Source organism: Pseudoalteromonas sp. SG43-7 (assembly GCF_014164295.1).
Lineage (GTDB): Bacteria > Pseudomonadota > Gammaproteobacteria > Enterobacterales > Alteromonadaceae > Pseudoalteromonas > Pseudoalteromonas rhizosphaerae.
On sequence record NZ_JACJEY010000006.1, the window covers coordinates 73908 to 97859 of the forward strand.

A 23952-nucleotide genomic window follows, 5' to 3' on the forward strand; every position below is an offset into this window, starting at 1 on the left:
GCTGTGGAAAATATGTTATTTTCAATAAAATATTCCAAAAATAAAAATCATAAGGAATTTAATTTTGATTGTAATGAAACTGAAAAAAGCGGGGCTGAATGTTTTCAGTGTGAGCTTAGTAACTGGGCTTTTTGGCTGTCAGAGTCAGCCACAGCAAGAGACTGTTGTATCGTTACAAGAGCAACATAAGACGTTCTATCAACAGGTGATGTTGGCTGCGCCTGTCTTACCGGCTGATTTAACAAATATTCCTATGCAGGCGCATTTAGTTGCTAATCGTGTTGCGCAATCGCACTATAAAACGGCGGCGCAGGTTAATTATAGTCAGTTAGGGTGGCAGCAACGCGTGGCAGCAGATTGGCACTATTTTGATATTCCGACATCGCAGGGTAAGTTGTTAGTAATTGATTACCAACAGCAAGGTAACCAACTAGCGTATCGTTATTTAGCAAATGGTACCCAGAATGATTTATATGAGCCATGGAGTTCATCTAAAATTCAAGCTTTTAGCGGTGCAATTGCAAAAGTACGGCAAATAAACCCAGAGCTTGGTGCACATGCGCTAATAGGTGATAGCAATGTTGCTGATTTGATCACTAGTATTAATAGCTACGAGCATTTTGGCAGCGCTGATGGAAACTCTAATGCAATAGCGAGCTACTTTATTAATGTTGCTGGGCGTGATTATTTAAGTAATTTATTTGCAGATAATTGGCTAAAGCTTAATGATTCTCGCATTATGTTTAAAGGTGCTTATGCTACAGAGATTTTTACTCCTAGCACGATTCGTTGGCAAAGTACTGATAGTGATGTTATTGCTAGCAATATCGCTTATTTTACTGTTAATACCGATGATCCTGCTTATTTAGACTACCGGTGTGATGGCTGTGGTTTAACCGGTAATAAAGCCATGACAACTTTGGCTCAAGCTGAGTGGTTAAAACGTTTAGCAAGCCACACTCGAGAGCCCTTAACTCAGCAGCCTTTACTACAAGCACAAGACATTGATGTACTATTTAATGGCACCGGCAATACGGATAAAACCGCTAAAGTGGGTGGTATGATGCAAGGGCTCAGTCAAATGATCACTGACTCTTTAGCGCAAGCGCTTGCACCAGACGATACTCGCCCAGCAAAACAAATTTTAGACGAGTTAACGCAGGGGCAATGGCGAGTTTGGCAAAAAATAGGTTGGGGTCCAAGCGAAACACGCTCAACCACAGAAACTGTCATGTTGGCTCATGTTTACTTACCGTTTATTCAAGGTGGACGCGAATTTACCTTAGCGGCACAAAATAGTGTGCCAGGTGCAAGTGAAAAAAATTTAGCCGTGGTTGGCTTAAAAATGCAGGCTAATTTTACGCATGCATTTAAACAGTTACTGATACCGCAAAAGCAATAATAAGTAGCACACAGCACGACTTACCAAGCAAATTGATAATAGGGAACCCACGAATGCGACATACATTTATCGCCCTGAGTATTTCATTAGCAAGTATTATTACCATGGCACCCGTCATTGCGGCGGCTAACACGTGGCAATCAGATGTCATCGGGGTCACTCAATCTCAATTAACCCCGCAGCACTGGTTAAGCCAAGTGACAGATAAAACTCTGATGAGTGCAGCGCAAATCGCGGCATTTAATAAACAATTGATTGCTGACAATGAACATATTGTCGATCCACTCGATTTTGCCTCTCAGCTAACTCGTGAGCAGTTAAAGGCATATATTCTCAGTATTAGTGCGGTACCAAAAAGCCCGCGTTTTTACCCTAATGGCGTGGCATTAAGTAATAAGCATTTTGCAAAATATCTAGCCAATTTGAATTTAGACGCTGTGGCAGATAATAATCAAGTTAGTTATGCCATGGTGGTAAAGCGCTCAGTCCTGCGTACTTTTCCAACGTCGGACCGAGTATTAAATAGTGGCTTAGATAATGACTTAGACCGTTTTCAAGAAAGCGGATTGTTCCCCGGTGATACAGTGGCTATTTTGCATGAAAGTGCCGATAAGAAATGGTTACTTGTGCGCGCTTATAACTATCTAGCATGGGCGCCCAAAGCTGATATTGCGATATCGAATAAAAGCACACTTCGTGAATTTAAAAATAACGATGACTTTTTATTGATAACTGGCGCAAAAGTAAATACTGCTTACGTGCCTAATGATGCCACTACATCGCAAGTGCAATTGGACATGGGCGTTCGTCTGCCTCTAATGCCTGCAGAAAAAACCCCTCATTTATTAAATGGCCAAAACACCTACGCTAATTATGTTGTGCAACTGCCAACCCGCGGGGAACAAGGTCAGTTAGTTATTAAGCCTGCCTTGATCAGTCGCAGCAGTGATGTGCATTTAGGGTATTTACCTTACACCCAACAGCATTTAATAAAACAAGGGTTTAAATTTTTAGGCGAACGCTACGGTTGGGGACACGACTATAATGGCCGTGACTGCACTGGTTTTGTTGGCGAAATATATAAATCATTTGGTCTATTAATGCCGCGTAATTCAGGTCAGCAGGGGAAGGGGGAGTATGGTACTAATCACCGTTTTGATAAAACCAGCAATGAAAGCGATAAATTAGCGGTAGTTAATAACATGCAAGTGGGCGATTTAATTTATATACCAGGCCATGTAATGATGTACTTAGGTGAACAAGACGGTCAACCGTATGTGATCCATGATGTTAAAGGGTTGGGTTATAACAAGGCTGATGGTAGTTTTTATTCAAGTTCACTTAATGGGGTATCGGTAACGCCTTTATTGCCACTGCGTTTATCGCAAACTCAGAGCTATTTAGACCGTACTTATAATATTAAGCGTATTCGCTAGGAGTTAAAAATGAAGATTACGGCGATACGTTTTGCCAAACTTAAAGTGCCATTAGTTACGCCGTTCAAAACAGCGCTGCGTGAAGTGAGCTATATTGAAGACTTAGTGGTGTTAATTGAAACCGATAAAGGCGAAATTGGCTATGGTGCTGCGGCGTCTACGCCAGTAATAACCGGCGATACTCACCAAAGTATCCTTAGCGTTATTAAACAATTTATAGCGCCAAAACTAATTGGTATGGAAATCGAAAACCTCAATCAAATTTGCCAAGTGATCCAATCAAGTGTGGTGGCAAATTACAGCGCTAAAGCCGCACTCGAGCTGGCTGTGTATGACTTGTGGGGTAAATTATATCAAGCGCCGCTGTATAAATTGCTCGGCGGTGGTAGTCAAACATTACGAACTGATATCACTATTAGCGTTGATAATATTGATAAAATGCTCAGTGATTGTGCTGTGGCTGTAGCGCAAGGTTTTGATATTTTAAAAGTAAAAATTGGCAATGATTTACAGCAAGATATCGAACGAGTGAAGGCGATTTATCAAGGTTTTGGCCAGCAAACGCAAATTCGTTTGGATGTAAATCAGGGCTGGAATGCTAAACAAACGGTGTTTGCTTTACGGCAATTAGAAAGCCACAATGTTGAATTAGAACTTGTTGAACAGCCAGTGAAAAGTGATGATTTTAAAGGTTTAAAGTATATTACTGAGCGGGTAAATACGCCGATCATGGCTGACGAAAGTGCCTTTTCGCCCAAGCAAGTAATTCAATTATTAGAGCAAAATGCTGTTGATATTATCAATATCAAAGTCATGAAAACGGGTGGCTTAAGTCGTGCTATTGAAATTGCCAATATTACTGCACAGTATCAAGCTGATTGTATGATCGGTTGCATGTTAGAAGGCAGTATTGCCGTTGCAGGTGCTGCGCATTTAGCGTCTGCAAAAGCCCAGCAGATCAGTAAAATAGACTTAGACGGTCCAGCGCTTGGACAATATGATCCGGTGCAAGGCGGTGTGGAATTTAATGGCCCAGCGATCACGTTAAGTGATGGTCCTGGCTTGGGGATTAAAAGTATCGACACATTACAACCGATAAACGATGGAATTTGGCCGTTATGAAAAAAATAATAATAACATTAATCACCACTGCAGCCCTCAGCGGCTGTGCAAATAGTGCAAGTACATCAGCAGCTGCAAGTGCTGCAGTTATCCCACAGCAAAGCCAACAGTTAGTGGTGGTGGTTGCAGATGATTGGCAAGCCATTGCCGCACAATTGTATCGATTTGAGCGTGTTGCAGGACAATGGCAACAACAAGGCCAAGGTCACAGTGTGGTACTTGGGCGCACCGGTCTTGCGTGGGGTATTGGTTTACACCCAGCTCAAGCGGGCGAACAAAAACAAGAAGGCGATGGTAAAGCTCCCGCTGGTATTTTTGAACTCGGCACCGCGTTTGGTTATTTAGATTCATTAAAAACCAATATGACCTACCAAGGTATGACTGCTGACGACTATTGTGTTGATGTCAAAGGTTCGCCATTTTATAACCAGCTAGTTAATAAGTCAGTGGTAGGAGAGGCTGCTGTCAAAGACTCGTCTGAGTGGATGCGCCGTGATATTTACAGCCAAGATAACCTTTACAAAAAAGGCTTAGTGGTTAAGCACAATAGTCAAAATGTTGATGGTGCAGGCAGTTGTATCTTTATGCATTTATGGCGCGCAGAAAATAAACCAACTGCCGGTTGTACTGCAATGACTGAGCAGAATATGGATACCTTGTTAGCTTGGTTAGATGAACAGAAAAAACCATTGTTAGTGAGCTTACCTAGCGAACAATATCAACAAAAACAATTGCTTTGGAAGTTACCAGCGATTAAATAATACGTGTACAGCCACGCGATCGCGTGGCTTTACAAAGTAAATAATAAAATTGTTTTCTTTTTATTAATTTAATGGAATAATATATTCCATTAATTGGTTTGAAATTGGGATAATAAATGAGTGCACAATACACCTTGCTTGATTGGCTCGTATTCGCAAGCTACGGAGCAATTTTATTACTCAGTGGTTGGTGGTTTAACCGTAAGCGCGCCAACTCAAGTAAAGACTTCTTTTTAGGCGGTAATAGTATGCCGACCTGGATGGTGGCTATTTCGGTATTAGCTACTTCACAGTCTGCTGCCACTTTTATTGGTGGACCTGATCAGGGTTATCAAGGTGATTTATCGTATTTAGCGACGAACATTGGCGCATTCATAGCTGCATTTATTGTTTCTATTTTTCTGATCCCTAAGTTTTATCAACAAAAAGTGTACACCGTTTATGAACTGCTTGAAAAGCGCATAGGGCCAAAAGCTAAACGCCGCAGCGGCTTAATGTATTTATTTGGCCGAGTGTTCGCCAGTGGCGCACGTCTATATATGGCCGCGATTGCAGTAGCGATGATTTTATACGGTAATATAGCCGCAGAAAGTGTGATTATAGCGACTTTGCTATTAGCACTTGCGGGTTTGTTGTATACCGTATTTGGTGGTATTCGCAGTGTAATTTATTCTGATGTGCTGCAAAGTGTCGTATATGTCAGTGCTGCGATTGCCGTTATCTGGTGTTTGTTGGTACTGATCCCCGCTGATTTTTCAACTATTTTAGCAACCTTAAATGAGCCAACCCCCGGTGCTGATTCAAAGCTGGCGATTTTCAAATTTGATTTAGATTTTGGCCCAAGTGGGGTGTTCAATATGGCGTCGGTATTAACCGGCTTTGTATTACTTAACATTGCCGCCTTTGGTCTTGATCAAGATATGACACAGCGTCTACTGACGTGTAAGAGTGACAAAGAAGGCAGTAAAGCATTACTACTTTCTATCGTGATGGTTATTCCCGTGATGTTGGTATTTATCTTTATTGGTTTATTACTTTATATCGTTTATCAGCAGCCAGCATTAATGAACAGTGACGGTGCGCAAGTCGTACAAGAATTTAATGGTGAAAAAATCACTATTTTTATGTACTACGTACTTAATGAGGCTCCTGCTGGTGTTAAAGGTTTAGTTAGCGTCGGTATCATTGCCGCGGCCATTTCAACATTAAACTCCGGTTTAAGCTCGATGTCGTCGGTCATTGTACAAGATTTATATCGACCTTATTTAGCAGCTAAAAATAAGCAAGTTGCCGATAACCATTTTGTTAAAGCCGGGCGTATTGGCATGGCGGTTGTGAGCCTATCATTAGCATTAATGGCCATAGTTTGTTATTTCTGGCAGCAATACAGTGATATGCCGCTTCTTAAGTTTGCGCTGAGTGTCATGGTGTTTTCGTACAGTGGTTTACTGGGCGTGTATTTTACAACACTATTTACTAAACGTGGCAGTGAAGGCTCAGTATTGGCGGCGTTAATTGTCGGCTTTATGATCACTTTATTCATGCAACCATACATCATTGATTGGTTATTGCCAGCAGCAGATCGCTTCTATTTAGGCTTTACTTGGCAGTTATGTATTGGTACTGCGTTGTCGACTTTAGTGTGTTGTTTAGGTAAACCTCAACTTGCCCAGCGCGGCCAGTCAGTTGTAGGAGCCCAATAGGCATGAACATTGACTATATACTGGCTATTGATGGCGGGGGCACCAAAACGCTGGCGAAATTAGTGAATTTACATAGCGCTGAAGAATTTACTGCGCAGGCTGGTGCAGCCTCAGTTTATAACGATTTTAAGACGGCGCTTACTAGTTTACAGCAAGTGATCACTAGCGTATGTGCACAAAGTGGCGCTAAGCATAGCCAAATTTTGGCGGTAATGGGACTTGCGGGCGGCTCGTCTAAAGTGTTGGCTGAGCGAGTAACTGCAAGCTTACAGCTAGACTGCGATATTAAATTTGCGCAATTGAGTATTGTTAGCGATGCAATCACTTCATTATATGGTGCAAATCTAGGTCAGCCAGTTGCAATGTTAGCGTTAGGAACGGGCGCTGTAGCAGCAAGATTATCCGCTGATGGAGAAACAAAATTAATTGGCGGCTGGGGTTTTTCTGTTGATGATTTTGGCGGTGGTGCGCGCCTAGGGTTAAGTGCTGTGCAATGCTTGTTAGATGAAATAGACCGCTTTGAGCAACCTAAAAGCCTGCTAACGCAACAGCTGAGTGAACAAGTTGGCCGTGAGCGAGAACAAATATCAAGTTGGTTAATGAAGGCCAAAGCGTTAGATTATGCGCGTTTTAGCCCTTTAATCTTTAGTTTAAAAACACAGTGTATAATAGCCGATACGGTGCTTAGTGAGCATGTTCGACAAGTCGAGAGATTGATTGAAAAATGTCGTGGTCAGAGCCAGTTACCAGTCATAATTATTGGCGGTTTAGCGGACGTAACTATTGCATTATTAAATGAAAATACACAACTGAATTTATCTCCCCGGCAAGGGGATTCGTTAGCCGGTGCGGTGATTTTAGCCAGCGACCGCATTAAACAAATTGAATACACAAGGATTACACAATGAGCCCTGAGTCTAATTTTAATCAGCAGCGTGCACTTTTAGAAGAGCTGAACGGGATTGTGTCAGAAGGACAAAATTTAGATACGTTGGATATAGATTTACTCGATAGTCGCGAAATTTTAACCAAAATAAATTTGGAAGATCAAAAAGTTGCCGCTGCTGTAAAGTTAGTGATCCCAGAGATAGCCAAAGCGGTCGATCATATTGTAACGGCATTTAAGCAAGGCGGTCGTTTAATTTATATTGGTGCCGGCACCAGTGGTCGCTTAGGTATTTTAGATGCTGTGGAATGCGCGCCAACTTACAGTGTCAGCGATCAACAAGTAATGGGAATAATTGCTGGTGGCGAAACGGCTTTTAAAAAAGCAGTTGAAGGTGCCGAAGATAGCTTAAAATTAGGCGTAGAAGATCTTAAAGCCGTTAATCTACAAGCTAAAGATGTCGTGGTAGGGATTGCCGCTAGTGGCCGTACACCTTATGTGCGAGCAGCCATTGAGTATGCAAAATCAATAGGATGTACCACCGTTGGAGTAACCTGTAATCCTAACTCCGCGGTAATGAAACTACCTGATATTGGCATTTGCCCGGTAGTTGGCGCTGAAGCGGTAACTGGTTCAACACGTATGAAATCGGGTACTGCACAAAAGTTAGTATTAAATATGCTCAGCACAGCCAGTATGATCCGCACCGGTAAAGTCTATAAAAACTTGATGGTTGATGTGAATGCTAGCAATGAAAAGCTGCATGCTCGTGCGATCCGCATCGTAATGCAAGCAACCGATTGCACTCATCAGCAAGGAGTCGATGCGCTTGCCCAAGCAAAACAAAGTGCTAAATTGGCTATTTTAATCATCTTAACAGGCAAAGATGCCGCCCAAGCTGAGCAAATGTTAACCCAAGCGGATGGTTTTTTACGAAAAGCGGTGGAACTATAAATGTTAATTAGATTATTGGTTATATTACAATGCCTAATTTTGAGCGCATGCGCCCACAACAGCACTGACGATGCAATCTTAACTGATACACCGCAAGTAAATTTAAGTGTTGGCGCTTTACAATATCAGCAGTACCTACCACAACTTGAGGGCAAACGAGTTGGCTTAGTCGTTAATCAAACTTCACAAGTTAATGGCACCCATATAGTCGACTTACTGCGTGAAAAAGGCGTGAATGTTACTAAAATATTTGCCCCTGAACATGGTTTTCGTGGCGACCACGATGCCGGCGCGCATGTAAAAAGTACGGTGGATGCAAAGACCGGTATTGATGTGGTGTCTATTTATGGCAGTAATAAAAAGCCAGATACCGCTGTATTAAGCGAATTAGACGTGATTATTTTTGATATTCAAGATGTTGGTGTGCGTTTTTACACTTATATCAGCTCAATGCATTACATGATGGAAGCTGCTGCTGAGAATAACATTGATTTTATTGTACTTGATAGGCCAAACCCAAATATTGCTTATGTTGATGGGCCAGTTTTAGATTTAAAATTTCAGTCTTTCGTTGGCATGCATGAAATTCCTGTATTACATGGTATGACAGTGGGCGAGCTGGCAAAAATGATCAAAGGTGAAGGGTGGATAAATAAAGCTTCGTCACTAAACTTGACGGTTGTGCCTGTGGCGCATTATCGCCGCGATATGACGTATAGTTTACCTGTTCAGCCAAGCCCTAATTTACCAAATGATCAGTCAATTGCATTGTATCCATCATTATGCTTTTTTGAAGCAACACCAATTACAATTGGCCGTGGTACAGACTTTCCATTTCAAGTGATAGGTTATTCACCGATTGCGTTAGGGGAGTTTAGTTTCACTCCGCGTGCTATTGAGGGAGCATCAATGAACCCTAAATTTAAAGGGATAGAGGTGCAAGGTCTTGATTTACGAGACAGTACAATCAAAGGACTAGATTTAAGTTTATTTATTACAGCCTACAAAACTTTAATGCAAAACGAGCAAACGTTTTTTGAACGTGCTGGCTTTATGGATAAACTTGCAGGCACTGATAAGCTGCGTTTAGCTATCGAAGCCGGCCAAACAGAGCTGCAAATCAAACAAAGCTGGCAACAAGATCTAGCTCGCTTTAAACAGCAACGCGCAGCATATTTGTTATATCAATAAGACTATTTTTATTTATAAAACTTTAAAACGCAGCTTAGGCTGCGTTTTTAGTTTTCAATTAATGTTGTCTTGTTTTAGCGTCAATCTCAAAACAGTAAAAATAGTCTCCATAAATGAACCACTACAATTAGTGGGGGTATTTGTAGCAGCGAGTTTACCTCGCGACAATAACGTTAAACCTTTGCCTACATGTTGGGATAAACCGCGACCTGCATTTTAACTTTGCCACAAGGTGGGTTAAAAGCAAATAAGGTATTTGTTTTGTATTGGGATGATTTGAGTTATTAGTCATTAAAAAGGGCATTAAAAAAGGCCACAATTGTGGCCTTACCATGGATGGGGAAATAAGCGCCCATTGAGCGCTTACTTTAATCCATAAGATTAAAACTTAAAGTTAACTGATAACTGCAAGCTACGTGGATTGTAGTAGCTACGCGATTCACCAAATTTCTCTTCAAGTACATACGGGTTTTTGTTATAACCTGTTTGACGATTAAATACGTTGAAGAGATCAGCACGAAATTGTAGTTCCATATCACCAGAGAACTTAAAGTCTTGCGTATAGTTTAAGTCAAGTTGCCAATGGCTAGCAGTGCGACGACTACCAGCAGACTCTGCATAGCGGCTAATATGGCTTGTAGGGTAGCCGTATGTTGTTCCATCCCATGCTTCCCATGCTTTACCTGATTGGAATACGAAGTACGCCCCTAAGTTAGCTTCCCAAGGAAGAGTATAGTAACCGTATACTTTTAACAGGTGAGGTTTATCACCTGAGAGTGTGCCATAGCGATTATCCCAAGGGTAACGACCGAGACCATCACCATAATAAGATGAACCAATAAAGTTATTCGCATCATTGCTTGTTGTGGTGTTATCTTGGTCAAAGTTGCCATAGTAGTGACTCCATACATATGAAGCGTTTACGTAGCTATTCTCACCCAAGTATTCGGCTTCAATACTCGCTTCCCAGTATTTGGTTTCGCCGCCATCAACCTCTGCAATTACATAAGACGAACCACCAATTTCGTCACGAATATCAGCTAAGTTAGCTACATATAAGCCTTTATCTGCAATGTGTTGCGGTACACCTTCGGCATCAACACCTGAGTAATCAGTTAGGCGCGCATTGTTTGGCATATCCTCCCAAAAGTGCATGCCTTTACGGTGACGAACATGGGCACGTAATACTAAGTCAGAACCAACATACTTAGTGGTTCCGATAGTAAATTCGTTAATACGACGTGGTTTCATATCATCTTGGAATACTTTACCAGATGAACCATTTCTAGGTGAAGATGATAAAATATTACCAGCTTCATCTAGTAATAACTCAATTTCGGCACGAGTGTTTCGATCCCATGATGCTGCGCGAGATAATGAACTCGCTTCAGGATTATAAATCGCAAAGTTTGCAAATACGGAATCTTCGTCAGAATAAGTCCATGTTGCACCTAAACGAGGTTGCAGCATATCTTTCCAGTCGGTTTGGTACATTTGGTACTTGTGACCAGGAGCAACTTCATAGCCAGAAATAGTACCTGATTTAGCTTTTAAGCCTTGACCATACCACGTGTCTTGGCTGACCAATAATCCTAAGTTATAAGTCCAATCACCCAATTCTATAGTATCGTTAATTTCAAAGTTTAGGCTGCGTGTTTCAGAGTTAATGCCCGTAACAGGCGCGCCATCAGCCGTTGCTAAACTCATTTGTTGGACTCGAGCACGGTAGATAGCATTTGCAGGGTCAAAACCATCAGTGTTTGCATCAGCATCAACTAAGCCACCAATGTATGCAATTGAACCCCAACCGTTAGAGAGTCTGGTTAGTTGCTCTTCGCCTTCTTCCCATTTCGCGCCAAAATGAAGTATGTGGTATGCATCGCCCCAGCTAAGTTCATGTTCTAAACTAACTTCAAAGGAATCACGATAAAAATTTTGATTGTCATAAGTTGCGTATGCACCAACACCACCACTGCCTTTCATCACTGTGTCTTCAAGATAGCCATAGGTATTAATTAATGCATTTGCGCCAGCATTATACGCGGCGATTTGTGCTTCGCTAAATCCTTCATCTGGGTCATAACTTCTTAAGCTTGGGACAGAGAAATAACCCATTTGAGTTAAGTCATCAATACCAAGTTGGCTTGATAAAGAAGGGATTACACTCAATGGTGTATCAGGTTGTGAGCCTGTTTCTAATTCAAACTTACTATATTGGAACGAAAGTGTGGTTGCTGATCCTAAGATCCATGAACCATCTAAAGTAAAGATATCCTGATCAGCTTTACTGCCGACAGATACAGTATCCATCTCGTAAGCACCAATCGAATCGCCTTTCACTTCTTTATCTGAGGTACGTTGTGAGATATTTATCAAAATATCATCAGTTGGTGCCCAGGTTAATTTACCAAAGTATTCGTCGCGGATACTCTCATAATCTTTTACTTCGCCATAGGCTGTGTTTTTGTTTGCTTTGGTCTCTACAGGACGGTAATAAGAGGTATAAAAATATAATGTATCTTCAATCAGTGGACCGCTTAAACTTGCGGTTAACCAGTTTTTATCAAGCTCAAAGCTCTCTTCACCTACTGGCGTTGCAACAAAGGTTTTTGGTTGTATTTTGTATTCTATATTACCGTGAAACTCATCCGTACCAGATTTTGATACTGTGTCAATTGAAAAGCCACCAGAACGATTAAAGCCAACCGCTTTTGCACCACCTCTGTCCATAGTAACAAAGGCAACATCATGTGTTGATGGCTCTGAAGCTAAGTTTCCATACATCGGCAATGACACATTAACACCATCAAAGCCATATGAGTTATCAACACCTGATCCACCAGCGGATGGGCCCAACGTTGAATTTGCCGAAAGTTCTATACCAGGGACAAGCTTTAAAAGGTCTCGGTAATCTTGACCTACAGGGACATTATTAATTCCCTCTTCACCTAATGAGTTTGTGAGTGCTGATTTACCTTGGCGAAATAGTTTACTGCCTGTCACTGTAATTACTTCAACATTATCTTTTTTACCGCCAAGAACAACATTAGCACTTGAGGTTTGCTCTAGCAGTACATCAACAGTTATTGTTTGTGTAACGCCGCTGCTGTCTTCAAAGGTCAGCTCATAAGTGCCTGGTTTTAGTTGCGGGAGATCATAACTGCCATCTTCACGGGTTACCACCGTACGCGCTTTTGGCATGACGTTACTACGTGCAGTAATGGTAATACCCGCTAGTGGTTGGTTTGCTTGCTCGGTTTTTACCTTACCTTTAATGCTACCGTTTAAATTCGCGAATGCAGGAGCACTTGCTAGCGAGGCAGCTATTATAGCGGTGGTTATTGCAGTTTTTGGCACTCGCAGAGCGCGATGTGTGGCCTGCGCTAACGAGCTTATAGTGAAGGTTGGTACATGTTTTTTCATTGTTTTCCCCGTCCTTATTATAATTAACTTATAGCTCTGAACTTTGTTGATTCCCCAAACAGAGTTATAAACTTTGATCAATTGTTGCTATTCCATTAAACATGCGTTGTCATTAATGGTCAAGAATAAACTCTTCCTTATTTTTGTTGTATCTATAAATAAAATATATAAAAACTGGTTTCGTTATATTTTTTGTCAATATAAGCGTAAGGCTGGGGGAGTGTTTTCGCGATTTTTAGCGCAGTTACTCATATTTAATGTATTGAAATAACATGTTTTTGTGTTTTTCATTCTAAAGAAGGAGGATTTTTTATTGAGTTGGAACAATACTGTTGGAGTTACAATAATAATTATTGTTTATGAACTAAAAAATTTTGGTTGGCATGGAATAAAGAAATAATTTATAAATTAGCAAACGAGAGATAGGTTATTATTGCACGGCTGTTGTTAAAGTGGTTTTTATAATAAGAAAGGCCACAATAGTGGCCTTAATTCTTTAGGATGTCGTTGGTTAGTGATTTCTAAATTCACCAACAACGTCATTTGAATGCTCTAGTAATTTACGACCTTGACGACTCGATTGCGTTAAAGCGATAAATAGAATATCAATAACAAAGTCTTGCGCAGTACGGGCAAGTATCGATGATAAACGGACTGACTCTTCTTCTGCCACAGAGTAAAGCCTAACATTGGCTTGATCAGCAACAGGATTACTACCAAATTTAGTGACAGAGATCACGTAACTGTCGTTCTTCTTAGCCTGCTTTACCACTTCAGCAATTTCTCTGGTAACACCCGATTCACTGATCGCAATAACTAAGTCGCCTTTTGCAAAGGTTGATACATAGGCGAGCTGCGCATGACCATCAGGTTCAGCTATTGCTGGCATACCTAACTTTTGCAGCTTATAAGAGAAGTCTTTAGCCACCAGGGCAGAGCCCCCTAAACCACAAATTAAAATTCGCTTAGCTGATTTTAACAAGCTAACAGCCTGTTCAATGGCTAGCGCTTCATTGAGGTTTTTTGTTTCAGTAAGCACAGCAAGTTTACTACTGAGTAGCTTTTCTGCTATTTGCTCTAGTGAATCACTTAAGGTGATTTTACCATGCAGTTTTGGTTCTGATGTTTCATCATTGAGTGCATCAATGACAGCCAGCTTAAATGCTGGAAAGCCTTTGTAGCCCAGTTTTTGCGAAAATTTTACAACGCTAGACTGGCTCACGCCGACAACTTTAGCCAGCTCTACAGACGAAAGATTACGAATAGCATTAGCTGAGTTCAATGTGAAGTCGGCTAGCTTAGCTTCGCTGCTCGATAGGGACTGACGTAAGGCTTTAATTTTTACAAATGTAGACATACTACCCGCTTATTTTTATATTTGGCGTATTTATAGCATTAATCGAAATAAATTTGTACTTATTCTAGGTTCAAATGTAACCATCTTAGTTTTTACTCTTGTTCCTGTGCGTACAAAAAATAAATTATTCCCAATAGCCGCAATTAAGTTTTGGAATATTGTTTAAGAATAATTGGAATAATATAGTTTTAATTATCTAATTTTACAACACCAATAGCGCGAACTAACAGATTTATTTGCTAGTCGCTTGGGCACTGTTTTTATGGTGAGATAAAATATCTTTGTTTAATTTACTTGTTGAAATAAATTATTTACAAATCATTTTACTGTGATAGGGTTTGGTTTATACAACTCAAATTGAGTTGTCCAAACTATAATAACAATATGAGAACTGGGTTTATTTAATGTATTGTTTACTAAAAGCACATACCGCTAATCGTGGTTTTGGGATTGCGCTTATTTACTTTGATCAGCAATGAGAAGGCTATGACGTTTTTATCTTGGTTTAAAAAACTTTGTTTAGTTACAACTGCCGCACTTTTGACTAGTTGCGCTTCAACACCTTACGAGTTTACACAATCTGCCAATTACAGTCATCGTGTTAAGTTTTTAGTCATGCATTACACCGCTATTGATTTTGAAAAATCGATGCGTGCTTTAGTCGATGAAGGTGGTTTAAGTGCTCATTATTTATTACCAGAGTTAAATGATCCTAGCTACCCTGAGGATGAATTAAAAGTAATTCAACTAGTTGATGAACATGATAGGGCGTGGCATGCCGGGACAAGCTTTTGGCAAGGCCGTGAAGATTTAAATGATCAATCAATTGGTATCGAAATTGTTAACGTACCAAGCTGTCACTATCCCGAAGTTAAACCTGATGAGCAAATGGAAAATGACGCCTCAAAATTGTGTATTTTCCCCGATTTTGACGCTAAACAAATAGCGTTATTGATTGAGCTCAGTAAAGGTATTTTAGCCCGTAACCCTGATATTGGCCCAACTCAAGTTGTAGGGCACTCCGATATAGCGCCTACACGAAAAAACGATCCAGGTCCGCGCTTTCCATGGTATCAATTGTACCAAGCTGGTATTGGTGCATGGTATGACAGTGACACGGTTGATAAATATTGGCAGCAATTTAATTTAGTTAAACCATCCATTAGTTTAATGCAAAAAGCGTTACGTGGTTATGGTTATGATGTACACGTGACTAATCAACTTGATCCACAAACCCTTGATACATTAAGTGCCTTTCAAATGCACTTTTTACCTTGGCATGTAAGCGGTAATGCAGATGCGCGCAGCGCTGCGGTATTGTTTGCTTTGATGCAGAAGTACTTTCCGAAAAAAGCAGCTAAGTTAATGTTGCAATATCAACAACAGCAACTTGCCCCAGAACCGATTATTAAGCCTTTAGCAAATGCGCAGGTTGTGTTGCAGGTACCAAATCCTAATCCAAGTTCTCGGGCACTTGTTAATGACCGTGGTACATTTAAAGCTTATAAAGGCCGAGGCGAAATTATCATTGAAAATAACACCGTAACGAGCGCGGATATTTTTATCAATGGTGAAAAAATAAATATTGCTCAGCCACTTATGGCAAATAAGAGTTACAAATACAGCTTATCTAAACGGACCCACAACGGCACAAATACGTTCAAGGTTGAAAATGTGCAGCCTGAAGGGGCAAGTTTAACATTACGTTTTCCTTATCCAACTTTAGTAACTAAGCCCGTAAAGTCCGTGCAGTTTAATAATGTGGATAAATTGATCAACGAAGAAGTCGCGGCAGGGTTTCCCGGTGCCGTACTGGCAGTGATCAAAGATGGTAAGTTAATTAAATTAAGCCACTATGGAGATGCTAAAAAATACCTTGCTGATGGCTCATTATTAGAGCAGCCACAGCAGATGAAAAGCGATACATTATTTGATATTGCCTCTAATTCAAAAATGTTTGCCACAAATTTAGCGTTAATGAAATTAGCCAGTGAAGGTAAAGTTGATGTAGAAAAACCGCTATTTTATTACTTACCTGAGTTTCGTGGGGCGGGCCGTGAGCAGCGGTTAGTCAAAGATTTACTGACCCACAGTGCAGGTTATCCAGCGGTAGTTGATTTTCATCGTAAAGATAATAAGTTTGGTGAGCGATTCTTTTCACAAAATAGCTTACGTACTAAAAACTTATTACTGACAGGCGTGCCATTTGTTGCGGGTCGTAGCGTTAAACATTTATATTCAGATATTGATTACATGTTACTCGGTGTATTAGTGGAGCGACTTTCCGGGCAGTCGCTGGATAATTATGTTGAAGGGCAAATTTATCAACCGCTTGGTTTAACCCACACCGTTTATAATCCATTGCAAAAGGGCTTTATAAAAAACCAAATAGCTGCCACTGAGTTAATGGGAAACACTCGTGACGGACGGATCAGCTTTGATAATGTTCGTACCGACGTTTTACAAGGACAAGTACATGACGAAAAAGCATTTTATTCCTTAGGTGGGGTCGCAGGTCACGCAGGACTTTTTAGTACAGGTCAAGACTTAGCTGTGCTTGCGCAGTTATTGCTGAATCGCGGTGGCTATGGTGATAAGCAAATATTTACCCCGCAAGTATTAGAGCAATTCATTGCCCCGCAAGCCAGCGATGAAAGTTATGGTTTAGGTTGGCGTCGTGCCGGTAACGGTGCTTTACAATGGCATTTTGGCCCGTACGCGAGCCCACAAGCGTATGGTCACACTGGCTGGACGGGCACGGTTACTGTGATTGATCCCGCTTATGACTTGGCGATAATTTTGCTTACCAATGCTCGCCATACCCCGATTGAAGGGAATGAAACAGATTATGAATTTATGGGGAGAAAGTTTGAAACCGGTAAATATGGCTCAATTGTTTCGCTAATTTATGAAGCAATATTAAATAAGCATTGATCTAAATGGCAGTGTTCAGCTTATCGCTAATCGATTTAAGTTGTGTTTATTGACGAACAGATTAAGCTAATGAGTTTGTTCCAGCCTTTATAACAAAGGCCTGATAATAATTAGAGTGAGTCATAGACTCACCACAAAAAAGGTTACAGTATGTCTTGGTATTCAATTTTACCGCCACTAATTGCGATTTTGATCGTATTTTGGCGCAAAGAAGTCATTATGGCGCTACTTGTCGCTGTTGCTTCTTCAGAGTTTTTGCTGGCCTTGCAAGGTAACGGTAATACACTTTTTAATACATTTATAAATACCATAGAGCGCGTGGTGAGCGTAGCAAGTTCGCCAGGTAATAGTCGTATCCTAATTTTTAGTATCTTAATCGGTGCATTACTTGCTTACATACGCGAATCGGGCGGTGTGGCTGCAACAGTAAATGTGTTGATGAACAAAGGTGTGGCAAAGAGTAAACGCCAAGTGGGTTATTTAACCATGTTTTCAGGCATTGCGGTATTTATAGAATCTAACTTAAGTGTACTGACTGCGGGTATTTTATCGCGGGGTTTATTCGATAAATTTAAAATGAGCCGTGCTCGCTTAGCATACATTATTGATAGTACCAGTGCTCCTGTGTGTATTTTGATTTTACTTAATGGTTGGGGGGCATACATACTTGGCTTGCTTGGTAATTATGAACTGTCAGAATCGGCAGTCTCGGTGTTATGGGGCAGCATAGGCTATAACTTTTACGCCATCATCACCTTACTCATTGTGTTTTACACAATCTCGTTTGATAAAGTACACGGCCCGCTTAAAAAGGCTGAAGAGCAAGTGGAATATCAAAAAACTGAGCTGCAAGAAGAAGTCAAAGGGACTAAAGCACGTTACATGTTAGTACCACTAATTACATTAATTGGTAGCATGGTCGGCTTTATGTATTGGTCAGGTAATGGTGATATTGCCAGCGGCAGTGGCTCTAAGTCGGTATTGTATGCAACTATTTTAGCTTGCGTTGTCGCCTACTTATTAATGGTAAGCTCTCGTCAATTTACTCACCATAAACTGGTTGATATTGGCTTTAAAGGCATGGGTGAGTTATTACCCTTAGTCGCGATTGTATTACTATCATTGACTCTCGGCGCCAGTTTAAAAGATTTAGGTACTGGCACTTTTGTTGCGGGTTTAGTGGGTGATTACTTACCTATTTACTTAGTCGTACCAGTGTTGTTTGTAACCGGTGCGGTGATCTCTTTCACAACAGGCACCTCATGGGGTACATTTGCAATACTTATCCCGATTGGTGTGCCATTAATTCAAGCGCTTGGTTTACCGCCGTCATTAGTGATTGCGGCAATTTTAGGTGGCGGCGTATTTGGCGACCATTGCTCGCCAATATCAGATACCAGTGCGGTGTCGGCAATTGCCTCAGGCTGTGACTTGCTTACTCACGTTAAAACACAAATGCCGTATGCATTATTCGCGGGTGGCTTAACGTTTGTAGCTTACCTAGTTACGAGCATTATTGTGTTGTAAAGAGTTAGCGAGCTTGCGAGAGTAAAGTTAGCTAGTCAGCGAAAAGCCTGCAAATTTGCAGGCTTTTTTATTGCTGAATTAACTTTTTATATTTGGCAGGGGGTATTTGTAAAATAGCGTTGAACTCATTGTTTAGGTGAGATTGATCGGAAAACCCGCACTCAAGGGCGAGTTGTGCCAAGCTTAGCTGTGGGTTTGCTTTTATAAGTTGTCTGGCTTGCCTGACTCTGTAAATACGTGCTAGGTGTTTGGCAGTGATGCCACAGGTGTTTTTAACGTAGCGCTCTAATTGCCGCTTACCTTTAGGGGGGTGCTCGTAAGCAGTACTTAGTGGGGTAAGATTGATTATTTTATGGATCAGTTTTTGTGTGTGCTCAATAGCCTAATGGTGTATTTTTGGTGCATTGAGGTGCGCCGACAACAAATCAATAAACGAATCTAAGTTAGCATATTGGTCAAGCGCCTGTGCTAAACCTGTTAAGGTTGCAGGCGCCACAAGCGAATGATTTACCTTTTGTAAATGGGCAAGTCCAGCGGGTTTAAACCGGATCCCACAAAAAACGGAGTCAGCAGTAAACGTTATTTTTGCTGACTGTGTTGATATGGTTTGCATGAAATAGGGGAATTTAATGGTTTTCCAGCTAAATTAAGACGCCCAGATAGCAAAAATATAACGCCTTTTGCGCCATCGCAGGGGAGCCAACTCTCCCCTGAAGATTGGGCGCTTGCAAACCAAACTGCTTGTACATAATCAGCGATATCGCCCGTTGGGCTGTAAATAGTTTATCGTTCATTAAACTCGACTGTCGGTTTAAACATTTTCACCATACGATTCCAGCTATTTATAGCATTAATTGCTACGGTGAGGGTAACTAAACTTGATTGATCAAATAATGCTGAAAGTGTTTGGTAAAAGTCATCATCAATGTTCTGTGACAAAGTCAACTTCTCGCAAAGCGCTAATGCAGCACGTTCTTTATCGTTATAAAGTGGCGTGTCTTGCCACGCATTGAGGGCAATAATGCGGTTAATGCTCTCGCCATACTCCAGTGCTTGTTTGCTATGCATGGCTAAACAATATGCACATTGGTTTAACTGTGATGCTCTTAGTTTTAGCAGCTCCCAAATTGTCACTCCAAAGGTAGCCTCGACTTTCTGTTTGATCAGTACTTCTTGATCAATCAAGTAGGTCATTAACTCGGGTTCGATATTAAAGTAATTCGCTCTTTTCATAATAGTTCCAAATCGATAAATAACTACTAGCTAGTTTATTGACGGATAAATAAAAAGAATTGTAAAAAAACGACTTTTTGATTTGTTTTTAGTGTAGTCGTACCTCGCTAAAGACTTATCATACTATTACACAATAATAAAACGGTATAAGTCGCTGATATATTATATTTACACCCTAAATTAGCGAATTTCAATACTAATTTAGCTCTTAAGCTTTAAAAAGCTCACATCGACAATGACGTTAATTTACTTTTATTTAACAATTAACTTTATTTGTAATATAAATGATCCTAATATAAGTGCGCAAACGATAATTATTAACCGTTTGTACTTAAGTGCAGGATTCGCATTTTACAAAACACCATTCAAGGAATGGCATAAATTGGAGCAAAAGAATGAGCGTTATGACAACACTGATACAACGGCAAAAGACTTTGTTTTTACTTCTGTTATCTACTTGTAGCTTTGCTACATTGGCAGAAAATTGTACAACTATGCCCACCTCAGGTGGGATTTACTCTGTAATTAACCGTGGCTCTAGCTTGGCATTAGATGTAAATACGTCTGATACTAGTGGCGCACCGGATGTAATTAGCTATCAATATTGGGGTGGTGCAAACCAGAAGTTTGCTTTCACTAAAGGCAGTGATGGTTACTGGACTATTCGTTCGCAACATAATAACCAAGTACTTGATGTACTCAATTCGTCACAGTCTAATGGCGCTAATATTGTGGTGTATGACGATTGGCAAGGTGATAATCAGCGCTGGCAGCTGAAGGTGTCTTCATCGGGTGGCTTTAATATTGTTAATAAACTTACGCAAAAGTCATTAACTGTGGCGGGTTCGCAAAACGGTGCCAATGTGTATCAAAATGATGATGCGGGTGGCAGTTCACAGCGCTGGTATATCAACCCTGTTTCAGGTAGTTGTGGTAGCAGTAGTGGTGGCGGTCAAACAACAGCTGGTTTAATTGGTTTTGCAGCACAACCAGGTAATGATGGCCTTGCAACTACAACCGGCGGCGGTAATGTATCTCCTACTATTGTAACTAGCTGCAGTGCGTTAACAGCCGCATTAAACTCAATATCAACTGCGGTTATTCAAGTTCCTAACAATACAACGATTAACTGCCATACGGCAAACCGAACTGTTGCAGCATGTCCACTCGATTGTGGCACATGGGGCGATTACGGTAAAACCTGGTATCGCTTACCGGTTGGTAACCAAAGTTGTAGTGAATTAGGTAGCAGCTCCAACAACACGGTTAACGTTACACGTAATGACTCTCGTCTTCGTGTTCGCTCAAATAAAACCCTTGAAGGATTAGGGAAAAACTCAAAAATCATCGGCACAAGCTTAGTGATCAGTAATGATCGTAATATCATCATACGTAATATTTTACTTGAAGATATTAACCCTGCATTAGTTGAAGCCGGTGATGCTATTTCTGTTGATGACAGTAGCCACATCTGGATTGATCATATGGCGTTTAATAAAATTAGTGACGGTTATATTGATATTGGCAATAGCCAAAATGTCACTTTAAGCTGGAACCGCTTTTATGGTTATAATACGCAAGTGTGTGCTAACCAGCATTGGTATACGCATTTATTTAAAAACTCCCAAATAACGGCACATCATAACTTTTGGGATACAGCGGCAGGGCGCAACCCTAAAGTAGACGGCTACAATTCACGCGTTCATATGTTTAATAACTATTGGAAAAACATTACTTATTTTGCAATTAGTGCAGGTAATGGCGCTGAAGTATTAGTAGAAAACAATTACTTTGAAAACAGTGCAAAACCACATTGGAACCAAGGCTCAGGCTACTTTAGCGCGTCAGGAAATGTGTATACTGGTGTGTCAGCAACCGATCAATATCGCGACAATGGGGCTAACATCTTTAACGATATTCAGTTATACCCATACAGTTTAGACAATGCCAATAGCTTAGGCAGTCAAGTTGATGGCGGTACAGGGCCGCAGTAATACACCCAAACCACCTAAAAATGCAAAAAGCCCTCAATTTAGAGGGCTTCATCACATTGCTTGTATTACGCGTTAGATTTTACCATCAGGCACGATGCGGTAAATTCCCATACCATCAATACCCAGATATAAATCGCCATTAGGGTGGGTTGCAATACTGCGCACGCGGCCAGCACCTTCAAATAGCTTGCTGTGACCCGTTACTTTATTACCATCAAGTTCAACCAATACTAAGTGTGCAAACTTCATAGCGCCAACAAGCACATGACCTTGCCACTGCGGGTATTTGCTACTTGTAACAAACTCCATCCCAGAAGGCGCGATAGAGGGCACCCACACCCAATCGGGTTGTTGCATACCTTCGCGGCTTGTTTCATCAGTAATTTTGGTACCAATGTAATTAATGCCGTGAGTTACTTCTGGCCAACCGTAGTTAGCGCCTGCTTTAATAATATTGATTTCATCACCGCCGCGAGGGCCATGTTCATGACTCCAAATTGCCCCCGTTTCTGGATGCATAGCCATGCCTTGTGGGTTTCTGTGGCCATAAGAGTATATACTCTTTCGTGCGTTTGGCTGATTAACAAACGGGTTTGACTTAGGGATTGTGCCATCAGCATTAATGCGGTGAATTTTTCCTGCATCATACTCTAAGCTTTGTGGGTGAACATCACGCGCGCCGCGATCACCAATCGAAAAGTACAAGTAACCGTCTTTATCAAATTCAATACGCGAGCCGTAATGTTTGCTGGTTGTGGTGTTTGGCGTGCCGTCGAACAGCAGCTGCGAGTCGACTAGTGCCATATCTTTTAAGCGCGCACGCATAATGGATGTATTGTAGCCTTCTTCATCGCCTTCATAACCTGAGTAAGAAAAGTAGATCCAGCCATTGTCTTTAAAGTTAGGATCAAGCTCGATATCTAATAAGCCGCCTTGACCTTCCGCATGCATGTTAGGCAGCCCTGCAATTTTTTGTTCTAGCAGTTTGCCATTACGAATTAGCCTAAGCTCACCAGCGCGGTCTGTTACTAATAAATCTTGCTCGTTAAGCCACGCCATTCCCCAAGGAATATTTACCCCTTGAGCAACTAATTCAAGCTGATACTTATCAGCGCTTTTAGCGACAGAGATTTCTTGTTCCGCTTGCTGCACACACGCCTGCAAGGTAGATAAACTGACCATAGCAATAGCTAAACTGGTGTAAAAAGACGTCTTCATGATGACTCCAATTTTTTAAACACGATGTAAATAGAGTAGCGTGTTAATAGTTTAATTGTTATTAACATTTACTAAAGTGCGACTATTAGTAGAAAAAGCGGGATAAAAGTCGAGTTATTGCTGTTTCAAGTTTCGTCGTAGGAGATAGCTTAAGCTACGAATAAAAAATGATGGCTTCGTGCGGCGGGCGACGAGCTACGGCACAATCCTAGTACCTAGTCACTTCCTAGAACCTAGCCACTTTATATTGTAGGTCGTCCTTTAGGGCGAAAAAGTGAATATCACCACCGAGAGCACAGAGGGGCTTCGCTACACAGAAGTTAAATATTGGAAGTAGGAGATGGCTTTAGCCACGAAGGGTTTAACAGCAGTGATAAGTTCACCACCGTAGGCGCTAAGCTTGCTGGCGCGCGTGGTTTGGTTGGCTAAAGTGAAACTAAAGTGCAACGATAAAACCAATGGGGGCGTTTAAATTTTAGGTCGCCCTTTAGGGTGAAAAGTGAATTTCACCACCGAAAGCACAGAGGCGCTTCGCTACACAGAGCTTAAATATTGGTTGTAGGAGATGGCTTTAGCCACGAAGGGTTTAACAGCAGTGATAAGTTAACCACCGTAGGCGCTAAGCTTGCTGGCGCGCGAGGTTTGGTTGGCTAAAGTGCAACGATAAAACCAATGGGGGCGTTTAAATTGTAGGTCGCCCTTTAGGGCGAGAAAGTGAATATCACCACCGAGAGCACAGAGGCGCTTCGCTACACAGAGGTTAAATAGTGGATGTAGGAGATGGCTTTAGCCACGAAGGGTTTAACACCAG

General features: G+C 41.2%; 16 protein-coding genes. 11 read left to right on the forward strand and 5 right to left on the reverse strand.

What is annotated here, in order from left to right; all coding sequences use genetic code 11:
- The first annotated feature begins 64 nt into the window (after nucleotides 1-64).
- The 8 genes from H5200_RS04110 to H5200_RS04145 all read left to right on the forward strand — a co-directional run bounded on the left by H5200_RS04110 (nucleotide 65) and on the right by H5200_RS04145 (nucleotide 9455).
- Nucleotides 65-1402 carry a hypothetical protein gene (locus H5200_RS04110; RefSeq protein ID WP_182760995.1) on the forward strand — a complete coding sequence of 446 codons (1338 nt, stop codon included), beginning with the start codon at nucleotides 65-67 and terminating at the stop codon, nucleotides 1400-1402.
- A 53-nt stretch (nucleotides 1403-1455) separates the two neighbouring features.
- Nucleotides 1456-2838, forward strand: a complete 1383-nt coding sequence (locus tag H5200_RS04115) for an NlpC/P60 family protein (protein ID WP_182760996.1) — start codon at nucleotides 1456-1458, stop codon at nucleotides 2836-2838.
- A 9-nt stretch (nucleotides 2839-2847) separates the two neighbouring features.
- Nucleotides 2848-3960: a dipeptide epimerase gene (locus H5200_RS04120; protein ID WP_149981738.1), complete on the forward strand. Its 1113-nt coding sequence runs from the start codon at nucleotides 2848-2850 to the stop codon at nucleotides 3958-3960.
- Nucleotides 3957-4721 (forward strand): L,D-transpeptidase, encoded by a 765-nt coding sequence (locus tag H5200_RS04125; RefSeq protein WP_145240855.1) that lies wholly within the window; start codon nucleotides 3957-3959, stop codon nucleotides 4719-4721. The genes H5200_RS04120 and H5200_RS04125 overlap by 4 nt, the downstream gene beginning before the upstream one ends.
- 116 nt (nucleotides 4722-4837) lie before the next feature.
- On the forward strand, nucleotides 4838-6424 hold the full coding sequence (locus H5200_RS04130) for a sodium:solute symporter (protein ID WP_182760997.1): 1587 nt from the start codon (nucleotides 4838-4840) through the stop codon (nucleotides 6422-6424).
- A 2-nt stretch (nucleotides 6425-6426) separates the two neighbouring features.
- On the forward strand, nucleotides 6427-7332 hold the full coding sequence (locus H5200_RS04135; protein WP_182760998.1) for a BadF/BadG/BcrA/BcrD ATPase family protein: 906 nt from the start codon (nucleotides 6427-6429) through the stop codon (nucleotides 7330-7332).
- A complete protein-coding gene (gene murQ, locus H5200_RS04140) occupies nucleotides 7329-8264 on the forward strand; it encodes an N-acetylmuramic acid 6-phosphate etherase (protein WP_149981734.1) in 936 nt (311 codons plus the stop codon). The genes H5200_RS04135 and murQ overlap by 4 nt, the downstream gene beginning before the upstream one ends.
- Nucleotides 8265-9455, forward strand: coding sequence for an exo-beta-N-acetylmuramidase NamZ domain-containing protein (locus H5200_RS04145; RefSeq protein WP_182760999.1), 1191 nt, complete (start codon nucleotides 8265-8267; stop codon nucleotides 9453-9455).
- Between the two features lie 381 nt (nucleotides 9456-9836).
- On the opposite strand, the gene H5200_RS04150 is transcribed toward H5200_RS04145, so the two are convergent.
- Together H5200_RS04150 and H5200_RS04155 are read right to left on the reverse strand one after the other, a co-directional pair.
- Nucleotides 9837-12878, reverse strand: coding sequence for a TonB-dependent receptor (locus tag H5200_RS04150; protein WP_182761000.1), 3042 nt, complete (start codon nucleotides 12876-12878; stop codon nucleotides 9837-9839).
- 511 nt (nucleotides 12879-13389) lie between these two features.
- Nucleotides 13390-14235, reverse strand: coding sequence for a MurR/RpiR family transcriptional regulator (locus H5200_RS04155; protein WP_145240869.1), 846 nt, complete (start codon nucleotides 14233-14235; stop codon nucleotides 13390-13392).
- Between the two features lie 486 nt (nucleotides 14236-14721).
- Here H5200_RS04155 and pbp4b point away from each other — a divergent pair, with 486 nt between their 5' ends.
- Nucleotides 14722-17169 carry a penicillin binding protein PBP4B gene (gene pbp4b, locus H5200_RS04160; RefSeq protein ID WP_182761001.1) on the forward strand — a complete coding sequence of 816 codons (2448 nt, stop codon included), beginning with the start codon at nucleotides 14722-14724 and terminating at the stop codon, nucleotides 17167-17169.
- Between the two features lie 150 nt (nucleotides 17170-17319).
- Nucleotides 17320-18696, forward strand: a complete 1377-nt coding sequence (locus H5200_RS04165) for a Na+/H+ antiporter NhaC family protein (RefSeq protein WP_182718013.1) — start codon at nucleotides 17320-17322, stop codon at nucleotides 18694-18696.
- 67 nt (nucleotides 18697-18763) lie between these two features.
- Here H5200_RS04165 and H5200_RS24440 read toward each other — a convergent pair whose 3' ends face one another.
- Both H5200_RS24440 and H5200_RS04175 read right to left on the reverse strand, forming a co-directional pair.
- Nucleotides 18764-19075, reverse strand: coding sequence for a helix-turn-helix domain-containing protein (locus tag H5200_RS24440; protein WP_182761018.1), 312 nt, complete (start codon nucleotides 19073-19075; stop codon nucleotides 18764-18766).
- Between the two features lie 404 nt (nucleotides 19076-19479).
- The gene (locus H5200_RS04175) at nucleotides 19480-19929 is read right to left on the reverse strand and encodes a carboxymuconolactone decarboxylase family protein (protein ID WP_182718015.1); all 450 of its coding nucleotides are present in this window, start codon (nucleotides 19927-19929) and stop codon (nucleotides 19480-19482) included.
- Between the two features lie 404 nt (nucleotides 19930-20333).
- Here H5200_RS04175 and H5200_RS04180 point away from each other — a divergent pair, with 404 nt between their 5' ends.
- Nucleotides 20334-21923, forward strand: a complete 1590-nt coding sequence (locus H5200_RS04180) for an RICIN domain-containing protein (protein WP_259398478.1) — start codon at nucleotides 20334-20336, stop codon at nucleotides 21921-21923.
- A gap of 72 nt (nucleotides 21924-21995) precedes the next feature.
- Here H5200_RS04180 and H5200_RS04185 read toward each other — a convergent pair whose 3' ends face one another.
- The gene (locus H5200_RS04185; RefSeq protein WP_182718017.1) at nucleotides 21996-23141 is read right to left on the reverse strand and encodes a PQQ-dependent sugar dehydrogenase; all 1146 of its coding nucleotides are present in this window, start codon (nucleotides 23139-23141) and stop codon (nucleotides 21996-21998) included.
- Nucleotides 23142-23952: the final 811 nt, after the last annotated feature.